Annotated in this window: 14 protein-coding genes; 8 read left to right on the top strand and 6 right to left on the bottom strand. The window is 70.5% G+C overall.

The window, feature by feature from the left end; translation table 11 throughout:
* Nucleotides 1-19: 19 nt before the first annotated feature.
* On the bottom strand, nt 20-637 hold the full coding sequence (locus ACIPEK_RS25495; protein WP_402000191.1) for a TetR/AcrR family transcriptional regulator: 618 nt from the start codon (nt 635-637) through the stop codon (nt 20-22).
* A gap of 169 nt (nt 638-806) precedes the next feature.
* Between ACIPEK_RS25495 and ddaH the strand changes: the two genes are divergently transcribed.
* Nucleotides 807-1,622: a dimethylargininase gene (ddaH, locus tag ACIPEK_RS25490; protein ID WP_383973721.1), complete on the top strand. Its 816-nt coding sequence runs from the start codon at nt 807-809 to the stop codon at nt 1,620-1,622.
* A 229-nt stretch (nt 1,623-1,851) separates the two neighbouring features.
* On the opposite strand, the gene ACIPEK_RS25485 is transcribed toward ddaH, so the two are convergent.
* The gene (locus tag ACIPEK_RS25485) at nt 1,852-2,859 is read right to left on the bottom strand and encodes a small ribosomal subunit Rsm22 family protein (RefSeq protein WP_402000188.1); all 1,008 of its coding nucleotides are present in this window, start codon (nt 2,857-2,859) and stop codon (nt 1,852-1,854) included.
* 141 nt (nt 2,860-3,000) lie between these two features.
* Between ACIPEK_RS25485 and ACIPEK_RS25480 the strand changes: the two genes are divergently transcribed.
* The 3 genes from ACIPEK_RS25480 to ACIPEK_RS25470 all read left to right on the top strand — a co-directional run bounded on the left by ACIPEK_RS25480 (nt 3,001) and on the right by ACIPEK_RS25470 (nt 5,956).
* A complete protein-coding gene (locus ACIPEK_RS25480; protein WP_402000185.1) occupies nt 3,001-4,308 on the top strand; it encodes a hypothetical protein in 1,308 nt (435 codons plus the stop codon).
* 110 nt (nt 4,309-4,418) lie between these two features.
* Complete coding sequence (locus ACIPEK_RS25475; protein WP_383069482.1) at nt 4,419-4,697, top strand: hypothetical protein; 279 nt, start codon at nt 4,419-4,421, stop codon at nt 4,695-4,697.
* A 497-nt stretch (nt 4,698-5,194) separates the two neighbouring features.
* On the top strand, nt 5,195-5,956 hold the full coding sequence (locus ACIPEK_RS25470) for a hypothetical protein (RefSeq protein ID WP_402000182.1): 762 nt from the start codon (nt 5,195-5,197) through the stop codon (nt 5,954-5,956).
* A 221-nt stretch (nt 5,957-6,177) separates the two neighbouring features.
* Here ACIPEK_RS25470 and ACIPEK_RS25465 read toward each other — a convergent pair whose 3' ends face one another.
* Entirely contained in the window at nt 6,178-7,500 is a 1,323-nt protein-coding gene (locus ACIPEK_RS25465; RefSeq protein WP_402000179.1) for a multidrug effflux MFS transporter, read from the bottom strand.
* Between the two features lie 87 nt (nt 7,501-7,587).
* Here ACIPEK_RS25465 and ACIPEK_RS25460 point away from each other — a divergent pair, with 87 nt between their 5' ends.
* Nucleotides 7,588-8,592 carry a Gfo/Idh/MocA family protein gene (locus tag ACIPEK_RS25460; protein ID WP_402000176.1) on the top strand — a complete coding sequence of 335 codons (1,005 nt, stop codon included), beginning with the start codon at nt 7,588-7,590 and terminating at the stop codon, nt 8,590-8,592.
* Between the two features lie 111 nt (nt 8,593-8,703).
* Here the strand turns inward: ACIPEK_RS25460 and ACIPEK_RS25455 are convergent, their stop codons facing one another.
* Complete coding sequence (locus ACIPEK_RS25455; protein ID WP_402000173.1) at nt 8,704-10,332, bottom strand: alkaline phosphatase D family protein; 1,629 nt, start codon at nt 10,330-10,332, stop codon at nt 8,704-8,706.
* Between the two features lie 260 nt (nt 10,333-10,592).
* Between ACIPEK_RS25455 and ACIPEK_RS25450 the strand changes: the two genes are divergently transcribed.
* The 3 genes from ACIPEK_RS25450 (at nt 10,593) to ACIPEK_RS25440 (ending at nt 12,941) form a co-directional block, all read left to right on the top strand.
* A complete protein-coding gene (locus ACIPEK_RS25450; protein WP_402000170.1) occupies nt 10,593-11,366 on the top strand; it encodes an SDR family oxidoreductase in 774 nt (257 codons plus the stop codon).
* Between the two features lie 147 nt (nt 11,367-11,513).
* Entirely contained in the window at nt 11,514-11,981 is a 468-nt protein-coding gene (locus ACIPEK_RS25445) for a lamin tail domain-containing protein (RefSeq protein WP_383069490.1), read from the top strand.
* Between the two features lie 78 nt (nt 11,982-12,059).
* Nucleotides 12,060-12,941, top strand: coding sequence for a PhzF family phenazine biosynthesis protein (locus ACIPEK_RS25440; RefSeq protein ID WP_402000167.1), 882 nt, complete (start codon nt 12,060-12,062; stop codon nt 12,939-12,941).
* A 21-nt stretch (nt 12,942-12,962) separates the two neighbouring features.
* Here the strand turns inward: ACIPEK_RS25440 and ACIPEK_RS25435 are convergent, their stop codons facing one another.
* Nucleotides 12,963-13,904 (bottom strand): NAD-dependent epimerase/dehydratase family protein, encoded by a 942-nt coding sequence (locus ACIPEK_RS25435; RefSeq protein ID WP_402000164.1) that lies wholly within the window; start codon nt 13,902-13,904, stop codon nt 12,963-12,965.
* A complete protein-coding gene (locus ACIPEK_RS25430; protein WP_402000161.1) occupies nt 13,901-14,953 on the bottom strand; it encodes a ScbA/BarX family gamma-butyrolactone biosynthesis protein in 1,053 nt (350 codons plus the stop codon). The genes ACIPEK_RS25435 and ACIPEK_RS25430 overlap by 4 nt, the downstream gene beginning before the upstream one ends.
* Nucleotides 14,954-15,072 lie beyond the last annotated feature (119 nt).

The raw sequence follows: 15,072 nt of genomic DNA, 5'->3' as shown, positions 1-15,072 counted from the left end.
ATGAAATGACGGGTGCGTCTCAGGGGTGCGCCAGCCCGCGCAGGGTGTAGTCGACGATCGTGTCCGCGTACTCGTGGGTGAGCGGGAGAGTGCGCAGCAGCCAACGGTGGGTGAGCGGGCCCACGAGAAGTTCCAGGGCGATCCGGGGGTCGATGTCGGCGCGCACCTGACCCGCCACCTGGGCGGCGCGCAGCCGTGCGACGTACAGCCGGAGTGATGGATCGAGCAGCTTCTGGACGAATTCGGCGCCGAGCTGCGGGTCGACGATCCCCTCGGCGGCCAGTGCCCTGGTCGGCGCCTCGAAGGCGGGGTCGGTCAGCTCGTCGACGGTGGCCCGCAGAACTGCTTTGAGGTCGGCCGCGAGATCCCCGGTGTCCGGAAGCCCCCGCACGTCACCCGCGCCGTTCTCCTCGGCGGCCCGGTCGCCGAGAGCGACGAAGGCCTCCAGGAGGACGGCCGCCTTGGAGGGCCACCACCGGTAGATCGTCTGCTTCCCGACGCCGGCCCGCGCGGCGATGGCCTCGACGGTGGTCCTGGGGTATCCCACCTCACCGACCAGGCCGAGCGCGGCGTCGTAGATCGCCCGGCGCGAGCGCTCGCTGCGGCGGCTGGAGTCGGGGGGCCGGTTCTCTACCATGCCGGTAAATCTAGCAGCGGCACGAGTCGATACGTTTCGTCTCATCACCGTGCGGAACCACCCGATCGGATCACTGCGCGCGGGCCCCGGAAAGCGGACCATGGGCTCACGCACATACCCGTGCGAAGTCCCCCGGCAGGTAACCCCTGCTTTTCGTGAGGAGCCTTCCTTGCCTCGTGAAGCCACACCCCGCCGTTACCTGATGTGCGCCCCGGCCCACTTCAGGGTGACGTACTCCATCAACCCGTGGATGGACCCCAGCAAGCCGGTGGATCTCCCCCTGGCCCAGACCCAGTGGGAGGACCTGCGCGACCGCTACCGCGCCCTCGGACACACCGTGGAGCTGCTCACCCCCCGCCCCGAGCTGCCCGACATGGTCTTCGCCGCCAACGGCGCCACCGTCATCGACGGCCGGGTGCTCGGCGCCCGGTTCGCGTACCAGGAGCGGTACGAGGAGGCCGGGGCCCATCGCGAGTGGTTCCGGGACAACGGCTTCACCGAGATCCATGAACCGGCCCACGTCAACGAGGGCGAAGGCGACTTCGCGGTCACCGCTTCGTACATCCTGGCCGGGCGGGGCTTCCGGTCCAGTCCCCTCTCGCACGACGAGGCGCAGGAGTTCTTCGGGCGCCCGGTGGTCGGGCTCGATCTGGTCGACCCGCGCTACTACCACCTGGACACGGCTCTGTCCGTGCTCGACGACGCGGGCGACGAGATCATGTACTACCCGGGCGCCTTCTCGCCGGGCAGCCGGTCGGTGCTGGCACGGCTCTTCCCCGACGCACTGATCGCCGAGGAGGCGGATGCGGCGGCGCTCGGCCTGAACGCGGTGAGCGACGGACTCCATGTGCTGCTGCCGCAGGCCGCCACGGGGCTCTTCGATCCGTTGCGGGCGCGCGGCTTCGAGCCGGTGCCGATGGATCTGGGCGAACTGCTGAAGGGCGGCGGCAGCGTGAAGTGCTGCACGCAGGAGCTGCGCGGGTAGCCGGGGGTCCGGCAGTCGCGGGCGTCTGCCGCGCTCAGAGCCTGTCGGGTGGCCTCCGACCGGGCGGCCACGTCCTGGCACGCACGCTTCCCGCGTTGTCGTCAGTCACCAACTCCCCCCATAGCTGAAGGCATGGGGGGACCCCCTTCGCGTCGACTCCCTCCTCCGCCTTGGAATCGCACGCACCAGACCGCGTCCGCTATCCGATCGGAGGTCACCCGACAGGCTCTCAGACGCCGGACCCACCCGCGTCGCGCGGCGGCCACTCGTCGCCCCACGCGATGTCCCGGGCGGCCCGGTACAGCTCGCCGTGCCGCTTGGTGACCGTGGAGCGCTGCAGGGCCTCGTCACGGGTGCACAGGTCCAGCAGCACCTGCCCCTTGCGGATCTGCGGCTTGCGAGTGACCCGCGCGCGGACGGGTTCCGTCCGGAAGCGGGTCGCCACGACATAGCTGAACTTCTCGTCCTCGTACGGCAGCGAGCCGCCCTTGACCTGCCGGTGCAGCGAGGAGCGGCTGACCCGGGCCGAGAAGTGGCACCAGTCCGTGCCCGGCTCGATGGGGCAGGCGTCGTCGTGCGGGCAGGGCGCGGCGACCTTCAGCCCGGCGGCGATCAGCCGGTCGCGGGCCTCGATGATCCGGGCGTAGCCGTCGGGGGTGCCCGGCTCGACGATCACGACCGCCTGTGCGGCGGCCGCCGCGGTGTCGACGAGGCCGGCGCGGGCGTCCGCCGTCAGCTCCTTGAGTACGTAGGAGACGGTGATCAGGTCCGTGGGGGCCAGTTCGAGGCCGGTGCCGATCCGGGCCCGGCGCCACTCGGCAGTGCGCAGGGCGGGGATACCGGAGATCGCGGCCAGCTCCCGGCCGAGGGCGAGTGCGGGCTCGGCCCAGTCCAGGACGGTCGTCCTCGGCCCCTCCCAGGCTCCCGCCACGGCCCAGCTCGCCGCTCCGGTGCCGCCGCCGATGTCGGTGTGCGTGACGGGCACCCAGTCCGGGGCGGCCTCCTGGAGTGCGGCGAGCGCGGATCGTACGGCTTCGAAGGTCGCGGGCATCCGGTACGCGGCGTACGCGGCGACGTCGGAGCGGTCGCGTAGCACCGGGGCGTCCGTGGGGGTGGTCCCGCGGTAGTTGGCGATGAGCCGGTCGACGGCCTGGGCGGCCTGCTTGGGCGGCAGCCCGTCGAGCAGTCCGGCCAGCGCCGCGCGCAGGGCTTCCGCGGTGGGGAGGGTGGCGTTCACCGACGAATTGTAGGCAAAGGCGGCGGACCCGCTTGCGACCCGGCACCCACAGCGAACAGCACCCCATGCGAACTGCCGCGACACCTACGCAAGTTGCTACGCTGACCGGCGCGAGGTCGGGATCGCCCATCGAGGGAAACCATGAGACAGAAGATCGTGCGCCTGGTTCTGGTCGGCGGAGTGCTCGTGCTCGCCATGCTTCTTCTACTGGCCACCTGCGGCAGCGGCGAGAAGAGCTCCGACAAGCCGAAGAAGCAGGTCAAGGCGAGCGCGGCCCCGGTGACACAGCTCACCGTCCCCTCCGTGTTCGCGACCGAGCACGGCTGGGAGCTCATAGGCACCTCGCCCGACTACGCGCTCTCCCGGACGACGGGCAGCCTCGCCTATCTCGTGCGGGTCTCGGACACCAAGTTCCAGCTGCGGACCATCGACTCGGAGACCGGGGAGGCCGGCTGGCACGGGGAGAGCTGGCGGCCCCCGTCCCCGCAGCACTTCCCGAAGCTCCTCCCGGTCACCGTGGACGACCACGAGTACTTCGTGACATGGGCGTACGGGAAGGTCGGCGAGAACGCGCTGACCCCCGCCGACGCGATCGTCTCGCTGGATGTCTACGACGTGGAGGACGGCTCCCGGCGGCGCATCGAGGTGCCGTGGAACTCCGTACCCACGGTCACCACCACCGGCCCCGGCATCCTCATCAGCGACGGCCGGACGAACAGCGCCGTGGTCGACCCGGTGACCGGCCGGGTTTCGGAGATCACCGCCCCCGCGCTCAAGTACCCGAAGGGCTGCACGACCTGCAAGCAGCTCACCGAGGTGCGCGGGCTGACGAAGAAGGGTCTGCTTGTCAGCGGGGCCAAGGAATTCTGGGTGCAGGGCGGCTGGTTCAGCCGCAATGTCGCCCCCAAGGGCACCGACCGGCTCAGCGGAATCCCGACATCGGTGATCCCGGGCCTGGTACTGGCGAAGTGGCAGCTCGCGAAGGGGGCGAAGCGGGCCACCACCCATGACCTGTGGACGGTGCAGGACATGGAGACGGGCAAGCCCCTCGCCTCGGTGGAGTGCAGCAAGCCCGCGATCAAGCCGGGCCAGTACCCGCAGCTGGTCGCCGCTCCCTCGGGCAACTTCCTGGTGGCCGGACCGCTCGCCTTCGACCTGTTGACGAAGCGGGGGTTCTGCTTCGAGGGGACGGACGGCACGAAGCCGCTGACGCTCGCGTCCGTGAACGACGAGGGCATCGCGTACGGCGCGGCGAACGCACGCAACGCGGCCGACGTGCTGGCCGGCGGCGGCACCCCCGTCGCGGTGGCGATCAGGAGCGGCACGACGGGCGCCCTGCCCTCGAACCAACGGATTCCGGGCGCGGTGACGTCGGACGGCGTCGGCCTGTTCCGCTGGACGGACGAGAAGGACCGCCCGCATCTGATCGGCTACCCGAGCGCGAACTAGGACCTGTCCGGCCGATCATGAGGGTTGCGGGGAAGCGCGTGGACGCGCGGCGCGGCAGGTGTCATGATCGCGCGGGCATCCGGCGCGGGTCCGGTGCGCAGGGAGAAACCGTGAAGCTCTACCTGGCCATACCCCTTGTTCTGCTGGCGTTGCTCATCGCCGCCTCCGGCGTAGCGGCGGTCACCCGTGGCTGGGTACTCCCCACGAACCGGCGACCGGTCCGCCGCCCCCGCCTCTATGGCTGGGGCCAGTTGATGGTTGCCTTCGCCCTGTGCTTGCAGGTGCTCTTCTTGCTGGTGCTCAGCGACCCCGGCACACGCCAGTGGGGGACCCTGACCGGCGGCGCGCTTCTGCTGACCGGCCTCGTCGTGATGTCGGCGTGCACCTGAACGTCCCCACCCGCGTACGGATGAGTGGGCTCTGTCGCTGATCGTGTGACGTGGTCCTGGGACGGTCGTCAGCGCTTGCGGAGGAGGGATGCCGCCGTGATGGTGCCGGCTCGGGGCCCGGCTCGGGGCCCGGCTCGGGGCCCGGCTCGGGGCCCGGCTCGGGGCCCGGCTCGGGGCCCGGCTCGGGGCCCGGCTCGGGGCCCGGCTCGGTAAGACCGACCGGCAAATGGGGGGGTGGGAGAAGGAGCGGGGCTGGGTGCGCGCAGCTGCAAGGCGGAGGATTGAGGCAACGCGAATGGGGTCTCCCCTGCTCGAGCGAAGCCGAGAGCTTGGGGAAGTTGGTGACCGACGACGACGCTGGAGGGGGTCCCCCCTGACCCTTAATGCCTTGGGGGAGTGCGTGCCCAGCCCCGCGACGCCGCCCCCCAGTTGCCGGTCGGTCTAAGTTGGTTGTCTTCGGGCGGCGCAAGCTCCCGGAGTCCCCGAAGGGCAAGCCTATGACGAACCCCGCCCAGGTGCCTGCACGCCTTCGTCTCGACGCCGCGCTGGACAGCCTTGCCGCTGTCTTTCGCGGGATGACCGCCCACCCCGACGAGCACAACTGCGAGTGCCACTGGGGCAGTGCGGAAGACCTCGCGCAGCTGAAGGTGCCGGACGCGGTGCTGGACCCCGACCTTCTCCGTCGCACCTGGCAGGCCACCGACTGGACTTACAAGGCATCCGTGCTCCGCCGGATCCTGCCCCAGTTCGCCGCGGCCCTCACCACCGGTCTCATCGACCCCCTCTTCGGCATGGAGGAGGCCGGACGCACCTTCCACCGCGCCGAGTGGCCGCAGTGGCCCGCCGAACAGGCCGCGGCAGTAAGAGAATTTCTGTATGCCTGGTGGGCTCACACTCTCACCGAGCCGGACCCCGCCGTGCCCGCGTACCAGGTCCTCGCACTGGCCGCCGAGGCATCCGCCACGCTCAGCCCCTGGCTCCACACCTGGGAGGAGCAGAATCACCCCACGGCCGACCAGCACCTGGCCGAAGCCGTGACCTCCTGGGAGTACGACCTTCGGGGAGATCGACTCCCCTGGGACACCTGGCACGACGAGGAAGACATGTGCGCCGAGCTGACAGCCTGGCTACTGCGTCATGCCCCCGCCCGACTCCGGGCCCACGGCGCCCCCGAAGAGCTGCTCCACCAGATACGACTGCTCAACCTCGCCGGCCCCGAACGCTGGGACGACTCGCATTTGCCCGGACACCACCGCTGAACGCCCGAACCGCACGGTGCCACCAGTCCGAGCACCGGCGCGCGTACGCCTGAACGTTGCCGCCCGATACGACAAGCGCGGCTACGGTGCGGACCTGCGTGGTCCACACCTTCAAGCACGCGCCGGAGGAAGGCGCGGTACCGGCGATCGTCTCCGTCGCCTCCCGCCACCTCGGACCGGACCTGATCAGCGGCGAGACCTGGGGCTGAACCCGGCCCCCGCTACGAAACCCGCTGCCAGGGCCGGCACAACCCCAGGAAGCAGGCCATCGCACCCACCGCGCACACCAGCTGCACGACAGCCATCGGAACGGCCGTCCCCTCGCCCGCGATCCCGACGAGCGGCGAGGCGACGGCGCCGATCAGGAACGACGACGTACCGAGCAGTGCGGAGGCGGACCCGGCGGCATGCTTCGTACGCATCAGGGCCTGTGCGTTCGTATTGGGCATCGCGAGCCCCATCGCCGACATCAGCACGAAGAGCCCGGCCGCGACCGGGACCAGGCCCACGTGCCCGAAGACCCCGGACGTCATCAGCAGCAGCGCGGCCGCGGCCAGCACGATGACCGAGAGCCCGAAGGCGAGCGCCTTGTCCAGGCTGATCCGGCCGACCAGCACCTTGCCGTTGATCTGGCCCACGACGATCAGGCCGACCGAGTTGATGCCGAAGAGCAGACTGAACGTCTGCGGCGAGGCCCCGTAGATCTCCTGCACGACGAACGGCGAGGCGCTCACGTACGAGAAGAGGGCGGCGAAGGCGAGGCTGCCCGCGATCATGTAGCCGGTGAAGACCCGGTCGGCGAGCAGTCCGCGCATGGTGCGCAGCGCGTCGCCGATGCCGCCGGTGTGCCGGTCCTGCGGCGGCAGGGTCTCGTGCAGCCACTTCCAGACGACCAGGGTGAGCACCACGCCGACGACGGTGAGGACGGCGAAGATCCCCCGCCAGTCGGTGAACCGCAGCACCTGTCCGCCGATCAGCGGCGCGACGATCGGTGCGACGCCGGAGATCAGCATCAGAGTGGAGAAGAACCTGGCCATCTCCACGCCGTCGTACATGTCGCGCACCACGGCACGGGCGATGACGATCCCCGCCGCACCGGCCAGGCCCTGCAGGAGGCGGAAGCCGATGAGGAGTTCCGTGGTGGGGGCGAAGACGCAGATCGCGGTGGCGACGACATAGATGATCATGCCGAGGAGCAGCGGCCGGCGTCTCCCCCACCGGTCGCTCATCGGTCCGACGACGACCTGGCCGAGCGCCATGCCGGTGAGGCAGGCGGTGAGGGTGAGCTGCACGGTCGCGGCGGGGGCGTGCAGGGACTCGGTGACCGCGGGCAGGGCCGGAAGGTACATGTCCATGGAGAGCGGCGGCAGTGCGGTGAGGCCGCCGAGGACCAGGGTGACGAGGAGTCCGGTGCGCCGGGCCGCGTCGGTGGCGGCCGGATTTCCGGGAGGTGTGCCGGTGGCCGCGGACTCCGCGGCCACGGCCTGGGTGGTCGATATGTGTGTACGTTCCTGCTGGGCCCGGCTTGCGCCGCTCTCCGGCATTCTCATCTCCATGTCGTTGAATCCGCCTCTATGCTCTCAGCTCAGCCGGACTGGTCGAGACCTTTTTGGGGAGCAGGCATGACAGGCATGAGCAGGGCTGTGCGTTGGGGCGTGCTGGCGACCGGCGGTATTGCCGCGACGTTCACCGAGGACCTGCGGTCGATGCCGGACGCGGAGGTGGTGGCCGTCGCATCCCGTACGGACGCCGCGGCGAAGGCGTTCGCGCAGCGGTTCGGGATACCCCGGGCGTACGGCAGCTGGGCCGATCTCGCCGCCGACGACGAGGTCGATGTGGTGTACGTCGCGACACCGCACTCGGCGCACCGGGAGGCGGCCGCGCTCTGTCTGGAGGCCGGAAAGCACGTGCTGTGCGAGAAGGCGTTCACGCTCAACGCGCGGGAGGCGGACGAGCTGGTGAAGCTCGCCCGGGACCGCGGCCTCTTCCTCATGGAGGCCATGTGGACGTACTGCAACCCGGTCATCCGGCGCATGACGGAGCTGGTGCGGGACGACGCCATCGGCGATATCCGTACCGTGCAGGCCGACTTCGGGCTCGCGGGTCCTTTCGGTCCCGAGCACCGGCTGCGCGACCCGGCGCTGGGCGGCGGCGCGCTGCTGGACCTCGGGGTCTATCCGGTGTCGTTCGCGCATCTGCTGCTGGGCGAGCCGGACCGGGTGCAGGCCGACGCGCTGCTCTCCCCCGAGGGCGTCGATCTGCACACCGCGATGCTGCTGGGCTGGTCGGAGGCGGGCGCCTCGGCGCTGCTGAACTGTTCGATCGTCGCGGACACGCCGCTGACCGCCTCGGTCACGGGCACGAAGGGGCGGATCGACTTCCCGCGCGGCTTCTTCTACCCGGAACGGTTCGTGCTGCACCGGGAGGGGCGCGAGCCGGAGGAGTTCACCGCGGGGGCGGCGGGCGAGGGGCTGCGCGGGATGCAGTTCGAGCAGGCCGAGGTGGCGCGGGCGCTGCGGGCGGGCGAGACGGAGTCGCCGCTGGTGCCGCTGGACGGTTCCCTTGCCGTGATGCGGACGCTCGACGCGGTACGTGACCGCATCGGCGTCAGCTACCCGGCCGACGGCCTCCTCTGACCGGGACCTGTCCGAGAAGGGCCTTGGACCGACCGGCACATGGAGGGCGGCGGCGCGGGGCCGGGCACGCGCCCGGCCCCGCTCCTTCTCCCCCCGATCTGCCGGTCGGTCCTACGCGGGCGTGAGGCCCTGGTTCCCCACCTCCGTGACGAACGATCCGGCCGTCGTCACGGGCGCACCGGGCGTGGTGACGGCCGGCACCGTGCGGTAGTCAGCGCGCGCCTGCTTCAGGCCCAGCGTGATGACCGCGTATCCGCGGCGGCCGTTGAAGAACTTCATGTGCGGGTTGGCCTGCATCTGGTTGTTCCAGCCGGCCGGCTTGTCCGTACCGTCCTTGCCGCTGGTGATGGATGTGGCGACGATCTCCGTGCCGACGGTGCGGGACGACGGGTCGTCGAAGTCCTTCTTCAGGTCGAAGCCGTAGCCGACGTGCACATCACCGGTCAGCACCATCAGATTGTCGATCCCGGCAGCCCCGGCCCCCTTCAGAATCCGGTCCCGGGAGGCGGGGTAGCCGTCCCAGGCGTCCATGGAGAGCAGATAGGCGTCGGTGGGGACATCGCGCCGCTGAGCAAAGGTCACCTGCTGCGGTACGACGTTCCAGGTGGCCCGTGAGGCGTGCCAGCCGTCGAGCAGCCAGCGCTCCTGGGTGGCGCCGGTCAGGGTGCGCGAGGGGTCCTCGGACTCCGGTCCGGGCTTGTGCCAGCCGTCGCTGTAGGCCTGGTCGCTGCGGTACTGACGGGTGTCGAGGATGTCGAACTGGGCGAGGCTTCCGAACTGCAGGCGCCGGTAGAGCTTCATGTCCGGGCCGGTCGGCTGCTGCGGGGTGCGCAGCGGCTGATTCTCCCAGTACGCCCGGTAGGCGGCGGCGCGCCGCAGCAGGAACTCCTCCGACGGTACGCCGTTCTCGGGGGTGTCGCCCGCGTAGTTGTTCTCGGTCTCGTGGTCGTCCCAGGTGACGACGAAGGGGTGCGCGGCGTGGGCGGCGCGCAGATCGGGGTCGGACTTGTAGAGGCCGTACCGCAGCCGGTAATCCTCCAGCGTGACCGTCTCCCGGTTGAAATGGGCGGGGAGCCTGCGGTCGGTGTAGTTACGGGCTCCGCCGGTCGCGTTGACGGCGTATTCGTAGAGGTAGTCGCCGAGGTGGAACACGACGTCGACGTCCTCCTGGGCGAGGTGCTTGTACGCGGTGAAGTAGCCGTCGTGGTAGGCCTGGCAGGAGACGGCGGCCAGGCTCAGCGCGCTGTTGCGGGCGCCGTGGGCGGGCGCGGTGCGGGTCCGGCCCGCAGGGCTGATCCACGTACCGGTGCGGAAGCGGTAGTAGAAGACGTGGGCCGCTTCGAGGCCCTTGACCTCGACATGGACGCTGTGGTTGAACTCCGGGTGGGCGGTGGCCGACCCTCGCTGGACGATGCGGGAGAAGCGCTCGTCGTGGGCGAGTTCCCAGCTCACCTCGACACGGGACCGGGGAAGTCCGCTGCCGGTCTCGTACGGGCGGGGTGCGAGTCTCGTCCACAGCAGGACCGAGTCGGGCCGCGGGTCGCCTGAGGCGACGCCGAGGGTGAACGGGTCCTCGCCGATTCTCCGGCCGTCCAGCTCGGCGGCGCTCGCGGTGCCCGCGGCCGGCAGATTGACCGAGAAGGCCAGCGCGGCAGCGGCACCGGTGGCGGTGAGGAAGCGGCGACGTCCGACATACCTGGCGGCGTCGCGCATCTCCTGCTGGTGCGATGAGTGCGTCATCTGTCCCTCCCCTGGCTGGTGGTGTACTCGGACAGCACCGGGCCGGCGCATCGAGCGGCTGTCGTGTTCGCGTCGCTCCGGCATCGTGCGGATGAGGAGTACGACGGGAATGGATGCCCACGACAAAGTGCGCATACGCGACGGAGACCATGATCATCGATACCCGCCCTCCGAGACGTGAACCCGCCGCCGCATACGCCGTCTTGACCTCGTGCGGCCCCGCGCGACCCGCAGAACGAGAAGGCGTACGCTGCGGCGTCATGAGCAACAAACTGTTGAAATCCGGCCCGAAGACGGCGGTCGTAACGGGCGCGGGATCCGGAATCGGCCGCGCGGTGGCTCTCGCCCTGGCCGGCGCCGGCTGGTCGGTGGCGCTCGCGGGCCGGCGCCCGCAACCCCTCACCGAGACCGCCGCGCTGGCCGGGGGGAACGCCCGGGTGATCACCGTCCCCACCGATGTGTCACGCCCCGAGGACGTGGATGCGCTCTTCTCCTCGGCACGGGAGTGCTTCGGCCGGATCGATCTGCTCTTCAACAACGCGGGCACGTTCGGCCCGCGTTCCGTCCCGGTCGAGGACCTGTCCGTGGAGGACTGGCGCTCGGTGATGGACGTGAATGTGACGGGCGCGTTCCTCTGCGCGCAGGCGGCGTACCGGCTGATGAAGGCGCAGGACCCGCAGGGCGGCCGGATCATCAACAACGGCTCGGTCTCCGCCCACGCACCACGCCCGCATTCGATCGCCTACACCGCGACCAAGCACGCCATGACGGGCCTGACGAAGTCGCTGTCCCTGGACGGCCGTCCGTACCGGATCGCCTGCGGGCAGATCGACATCGGCAACGCCGCCACGGACATGACGGAGCGGATGCGGACCGGCACCCTTCAGGCCAATGGCGAACTGGCGGTGGAGCCGGTGATGGCGGCGGCGGACGTGGCCCGGACGGTGCTCCATATGGCGGAGCTGCCCCTGGAGGCGAACATGCAGTTCGCGACGGTCCTGGCGACGGCGATGCCGTACATCGGGCGCGGCTGACGGGGCCGCCCGAACCGGCCGCCCGGCGTGGGCGGTTGCCACCTGGATGACCACACCCCGGCCGGAATATGCACTTCCCCCTCGGGTCGGTGCGCGCTGCCCTTATGATCACAGTTCTTTACCGGAACTCCACGTAAGGATCACCGCATGCACATACGTGCCGCCGCGCCGCTCGCCCTGGCCTCCGCCGCCGCCCTGGCCGGTTCACTGCTCGTCACGGCCCCGGCCTCGGCCGCCTCGCACCAGGGCGGGCTGCACCTCGGCAAGATCCAGTACGACAGCCCCGGCAAGGACACCCGTACCAACACGTCCCTCAACGCCGAGTGGGTGGACATCCACAACAACGGCAAGTCGAAGCTTCAGCTCAAGGGCTTCAAGCTGAAGGACAACACCGGGTACACGTACACCTTCGGCAGCTACACCATCGGCGCGGGCAGGACCGTCAAGGTCCACACGGGCAAGGGCAAGAACACCTCGGGCCACGTCTACTGGAACCGCGGTTCGTACGTCTGGAACAACACCGGCGACAAGGCCCGGCTGATCAAGCCGAACGGCAAGCTCCAGGACTCCTGCTCCTGGACGAAGTCGAGCAAGGGCACCAAGAACTGCCACTGAGCCGGGCAACCGCAGCTCGGGGCAATCCGGCCGGCCGGAGCGGGAATGCCCCGGGCCGCCGCAGGGTTGACCTGCGGCATGAAGCAGCATTCAAGTACCGAGATCCTGCACTACACCGCTTTCTCCGCCGACCCGGAGGGCGGCAATCCGGCAGGTGTCGTCCTTGACGCGTCCGGTCTCGACGACGCGGCGATGCTCGCCGTCGCGGCGGAGCTGGGTTACAGCGAATCGGCCTTTCTGACCGGGCGGGACGAGCCGGGCGACGAAGGGCCGTCGGCCGCCCGGGGATACACGATCCGCTACTTCAGCCCGAAGGCCGAAGTCCCGTTCTGCGGCCACGCCACCGTGGCGACGGCCCTCGCACTCGCCGAGCGCGACGGCCCCGGCGATCTGGTGTTCAGCACCCGCGCGGGTACGGTCCCGGTCACCGTCACCCGGGAGGGCGGCGAACTCCGCGCCACGCTCACCAGCGTCGAACCGGACGTCATGGACATCGCCCCGGACGACCTGGCGGAGGCGCTCGCCGCCCTGGACTGGCCGGCCGCCGATCTCGACCCCGCCCTGCCGCCCCGGATCGCCTTCGCGGGTGCCCGCCACCTGGTACTGGCCGCCGCGACCCGTGAGCGGCTTGCCGACCTCGGTTACGACTTCGCGCGCCTCGAAGCCCTGATGCAGCGGCTGGACCTGACGACCCTGCAGCTGGTGTGGCGGGCGGCGCCGGACATCTTCCACGTCCGCGACCCTTTCCCGGTCGGCGGCGTGGTGGAGGACCCCGCCACGGGCGCGGCGGCGGCCGCCTTCGGCGCCTATGCGCGCGCCCTGGACCTCGTCCCGGACACCGCCGTCCTCACCCTCCACCAGGGCGAGGACATGGGCCGCCCCGGCACGCTCACGGTCGAACTGCGGGCGGGCGACGCGCGGGTACGGGTGAGCGGTACGGGTACCCGGATCGAGGCCTGACGAGGGGGCGCCGCGGCGCCGTCAGCCGCTGAGGTGCCGGCGGTACCACGGCGCGTGCCGGGCGAACGCGGTCGCGAACCCTTCGCCCGGCTCCCAGTCGAAGTCCTGGCCGACCCGTTCGTCGGTGAACCAGTGGTCCACGGCGAGCATGCCGAGGTGGTGCAGCGCGTACGGGACGTCGGCGAGCCGCTCGCGGGCCGTGTCCACATCGATGCCGGTGGCTCCCCAGGGCAGCCGGAGCTCGTCGACGACCGTGGACAGCAGCTGCGAACAGCTCACCGGTTCGGGGTGGTTGACGTGGTAGACCCCGGCCGGCTCCTTCGGGGACAGCGCCGCACCCAGCAGCGCCCGCCCCAGCGTCTGTACGTCGATCATCGAGTGCCGTGCCTCGCACCCGGTCAGTCCGGCCGAGAGCTGCCGGACGAGCGCGACCAGGCCGGGCACGGCCCATCGGTCCCCGGCCCCGTACACGATGTGCGGGCGCACGACGACGCCGCCGGCCGCCAGGACGTGCTGTTCGGCGGCGGCGCGGGTCAGGCTGGTGGCCGAGGCCGGGGCCGGCTCGGCCTGTCCGGGCCGCAGCCGGGTGAACGGGCCCCGGCCGTAGACGGACGCCGTGCTCAGGTGGACGATCCGGGTGACTCCGCAGCGGGCCGCCTCTTCGGCCAGGGCACGGGTTCCTTGATCATTTACGGACCGGGCGGTCGGTTCGTCGCCGCCGATCCGTGAGGCGCAGTGGATCACCGCGTCGATGCCCTCGCAGCTGCCGCGCAGCGTTGCGGGGTCGGCGAGGTCCCCGTACACCGTCTCGATGCCGGGCCCGGCGCCTGCCGTTGCCGACGCGGTGAGGGCTGTCCGGTGGGTCATCAGCCGCAGCCGGACACCGGGGGTGGTCCGGGCCGCGGCCACCACATGGCTGCCGATGAAACCGGTCGCGCCGGTGATGAGTATGCGCAGTGTCATGACTGGTCATTCTGCCGGTCGTCCGGCCGGCTCCCCTGATTCCCCGCTGTACCGTGCAGGCCGCTCGGGGAGCCGAGGGTGCAGGTGAAGACCGGCTCGCCGTCCTGGATCGCCGAGACGTGCACCCCGGCCGTACTGCGGTCGCCGGCCGGGACGGGCCGGGCCTCGATCCAGCAGGGACGGTCGAGTTCCACGTACCGGAGGAAGTCGGTCTTCACCGATGCCGGGAGGAAGTCATGGCCGGGGGTGACGGCGACGGCCGCCTGACGGGCCGCCTCCAGCAGCAAAATGCCCGGCACATGGTCGTTGGGCCGGGCGAACAAGGTCGGGTGTGCGGTGTCGAGCCGCAGCTGCCAGACGTTCCGCTGCGGACCCGGCGCCAGCACGACATCACGTTCATCGGTCCTGCCCACCTCGGCCGGTGCGACGGCGGGCAGGAGGGGTATCGGGGCGCCGATCACGTCCTGCCGGTCGCCCCGCAGCCTGTCGTACACCTTGGCCGAGGTGCAGCTGATACGCCCTCCGCCTCTGGCGAGGACGGTGCCGAGCCGGTGCAGGAGCAACTCGACATGCATGGAGCCGATGCTCCGGCCGCGCCGCCGGATCCGGGAGCAGGACACATCCACCGTGATGTCCCAGGACGCCTCGCCCAGGAGCAGCCGATCGGGCTCGCAGACGTACGCAAGCTCCCACATCACGAACTGGTCCCCGACCGGGACGTCGAACGCCGCATGCCCCAGGAGCATCGTCGTCTGCCGCATGGTCTCCGCGATCAGCAGCGGGTCCTGGTAGCGGCCCGACACCGGGGCGAAGAAGCGGTGCGCATGCGGCCAACGGGCCGATACCGAGAACTGGGTGTCGGTCTGTGGGGTCCAGCCGGTGGGAAAGACATCCTCGGCATCGGACCGGTGGACCAGGTGTCTCGGGAAGTCCGCCTCCCCATGTCTGCCCCTGGACGCCGTCCCGCCCTCTTTGGGGGTTGCGGTGAATTCGGCGGCGCCTTTGCCCTCGACGGACACCGAAGTGCTGTGCGAGGTGAGCTGAACCATGAATTTTCCTCCCAGAGGATCCATACCGGGAGGGCGGGCCGCCCTCGCAGTAAGATACTGACAGTCCGGTTTTCCTATCCAGCCATATCCCAGTGGCGCTGACCACGCCACGACTGAGA

This window comes from Streptomyces sp. NPDC088246 (genome assembly GCF_044741025.1).
In the GTDB taxonomy this organism is placed as follows: Bacteria; Actinomycetota; Actinomycetes; order Streptomycetales; family Streptomycetaceae; genus Streptomyces.
This window is presented reverse-complemented; position numbering and strand designations above follow the sequence as displayed.

Coding starts and splice junctions, on each gene's coding strand:
- ACIPEK_RS25495 (WP_402000191.1), bottom strand. CDS start 637: ATGGTAGAGAACCGGCCCCCCGACTCCAGCCGCCGCAGCGAGCGCTCG.
- ACIPEK_RS25480 (WP_402000185.1), top strand. CDS start 3,001: ATGAGACAGAAGATCGTGCGCCTGGTTCTGGTCGGCGGAGTGCTCGTG.
- ACIPEK_RS25470 (WP_402000182.1), top strand. CDS start 5,195: ATGACGAACCCCGCCCAGGTGCCTGCACGCCTTCGTCTCGACGCCGCG.
- ACIPEK_RS25465 (WP_402000179.1), bottom strand. CDS start 7,500: ATGCCGGAGAGCGGCGCAAGCCGGGCCCAGCAGGAACGTACACACATA.
- ACIPEK_RS25460 (WP_402000176.1), top strand. CDS start 7,588: ATGAGCAGGGCTGTGCGTTGGGGCGTGCTGGCGACCGGCGGTATTGCC.
- ACIPEK_RS25455 (WP_402000173.1), bottom strand. CDS start 10,332: ATGACGCACTCATCGCACCAGCAGGAGATGCGCGACGCCGCCAGGTAT.
- ACIPEK_RS25450 (WP_402000170.1), top strand. CDS start 10,593: ATGAGCAACAAACTGTTGAAATCCGGCCCGAAGACGGCGGTCGTAACG.
- ACIPEK_RS25445 (WP_383069490.1), top strand. CDS start 11,514: ATGCACATACGTGCCGCCGCGCCGCTCGCCCTGGCCTCCGCCGCCGCC.
- ACIPEK_RS25440 (WP_402000167.1), top strand. CDS start 12,060: ATGAAGCAGCATTCAAGTACCGAGATCCTGCACTACACCGCTTTCTCC.
- ACIPEK_RS25435 (WP_402000164.1), bottom strand. CDS start 13,904: ATGACACTGCGCATACTCATCACCGGCGCGACCGGTTTCATCGGCAGC.
- ACIPEK_RS25430 (WP_402000161.1), bottom strand. CDS start 14,953: ATGGTTCAGCTCACCTCGCACAGCACTTCGGTGTCCGTCGAGGGCAAA.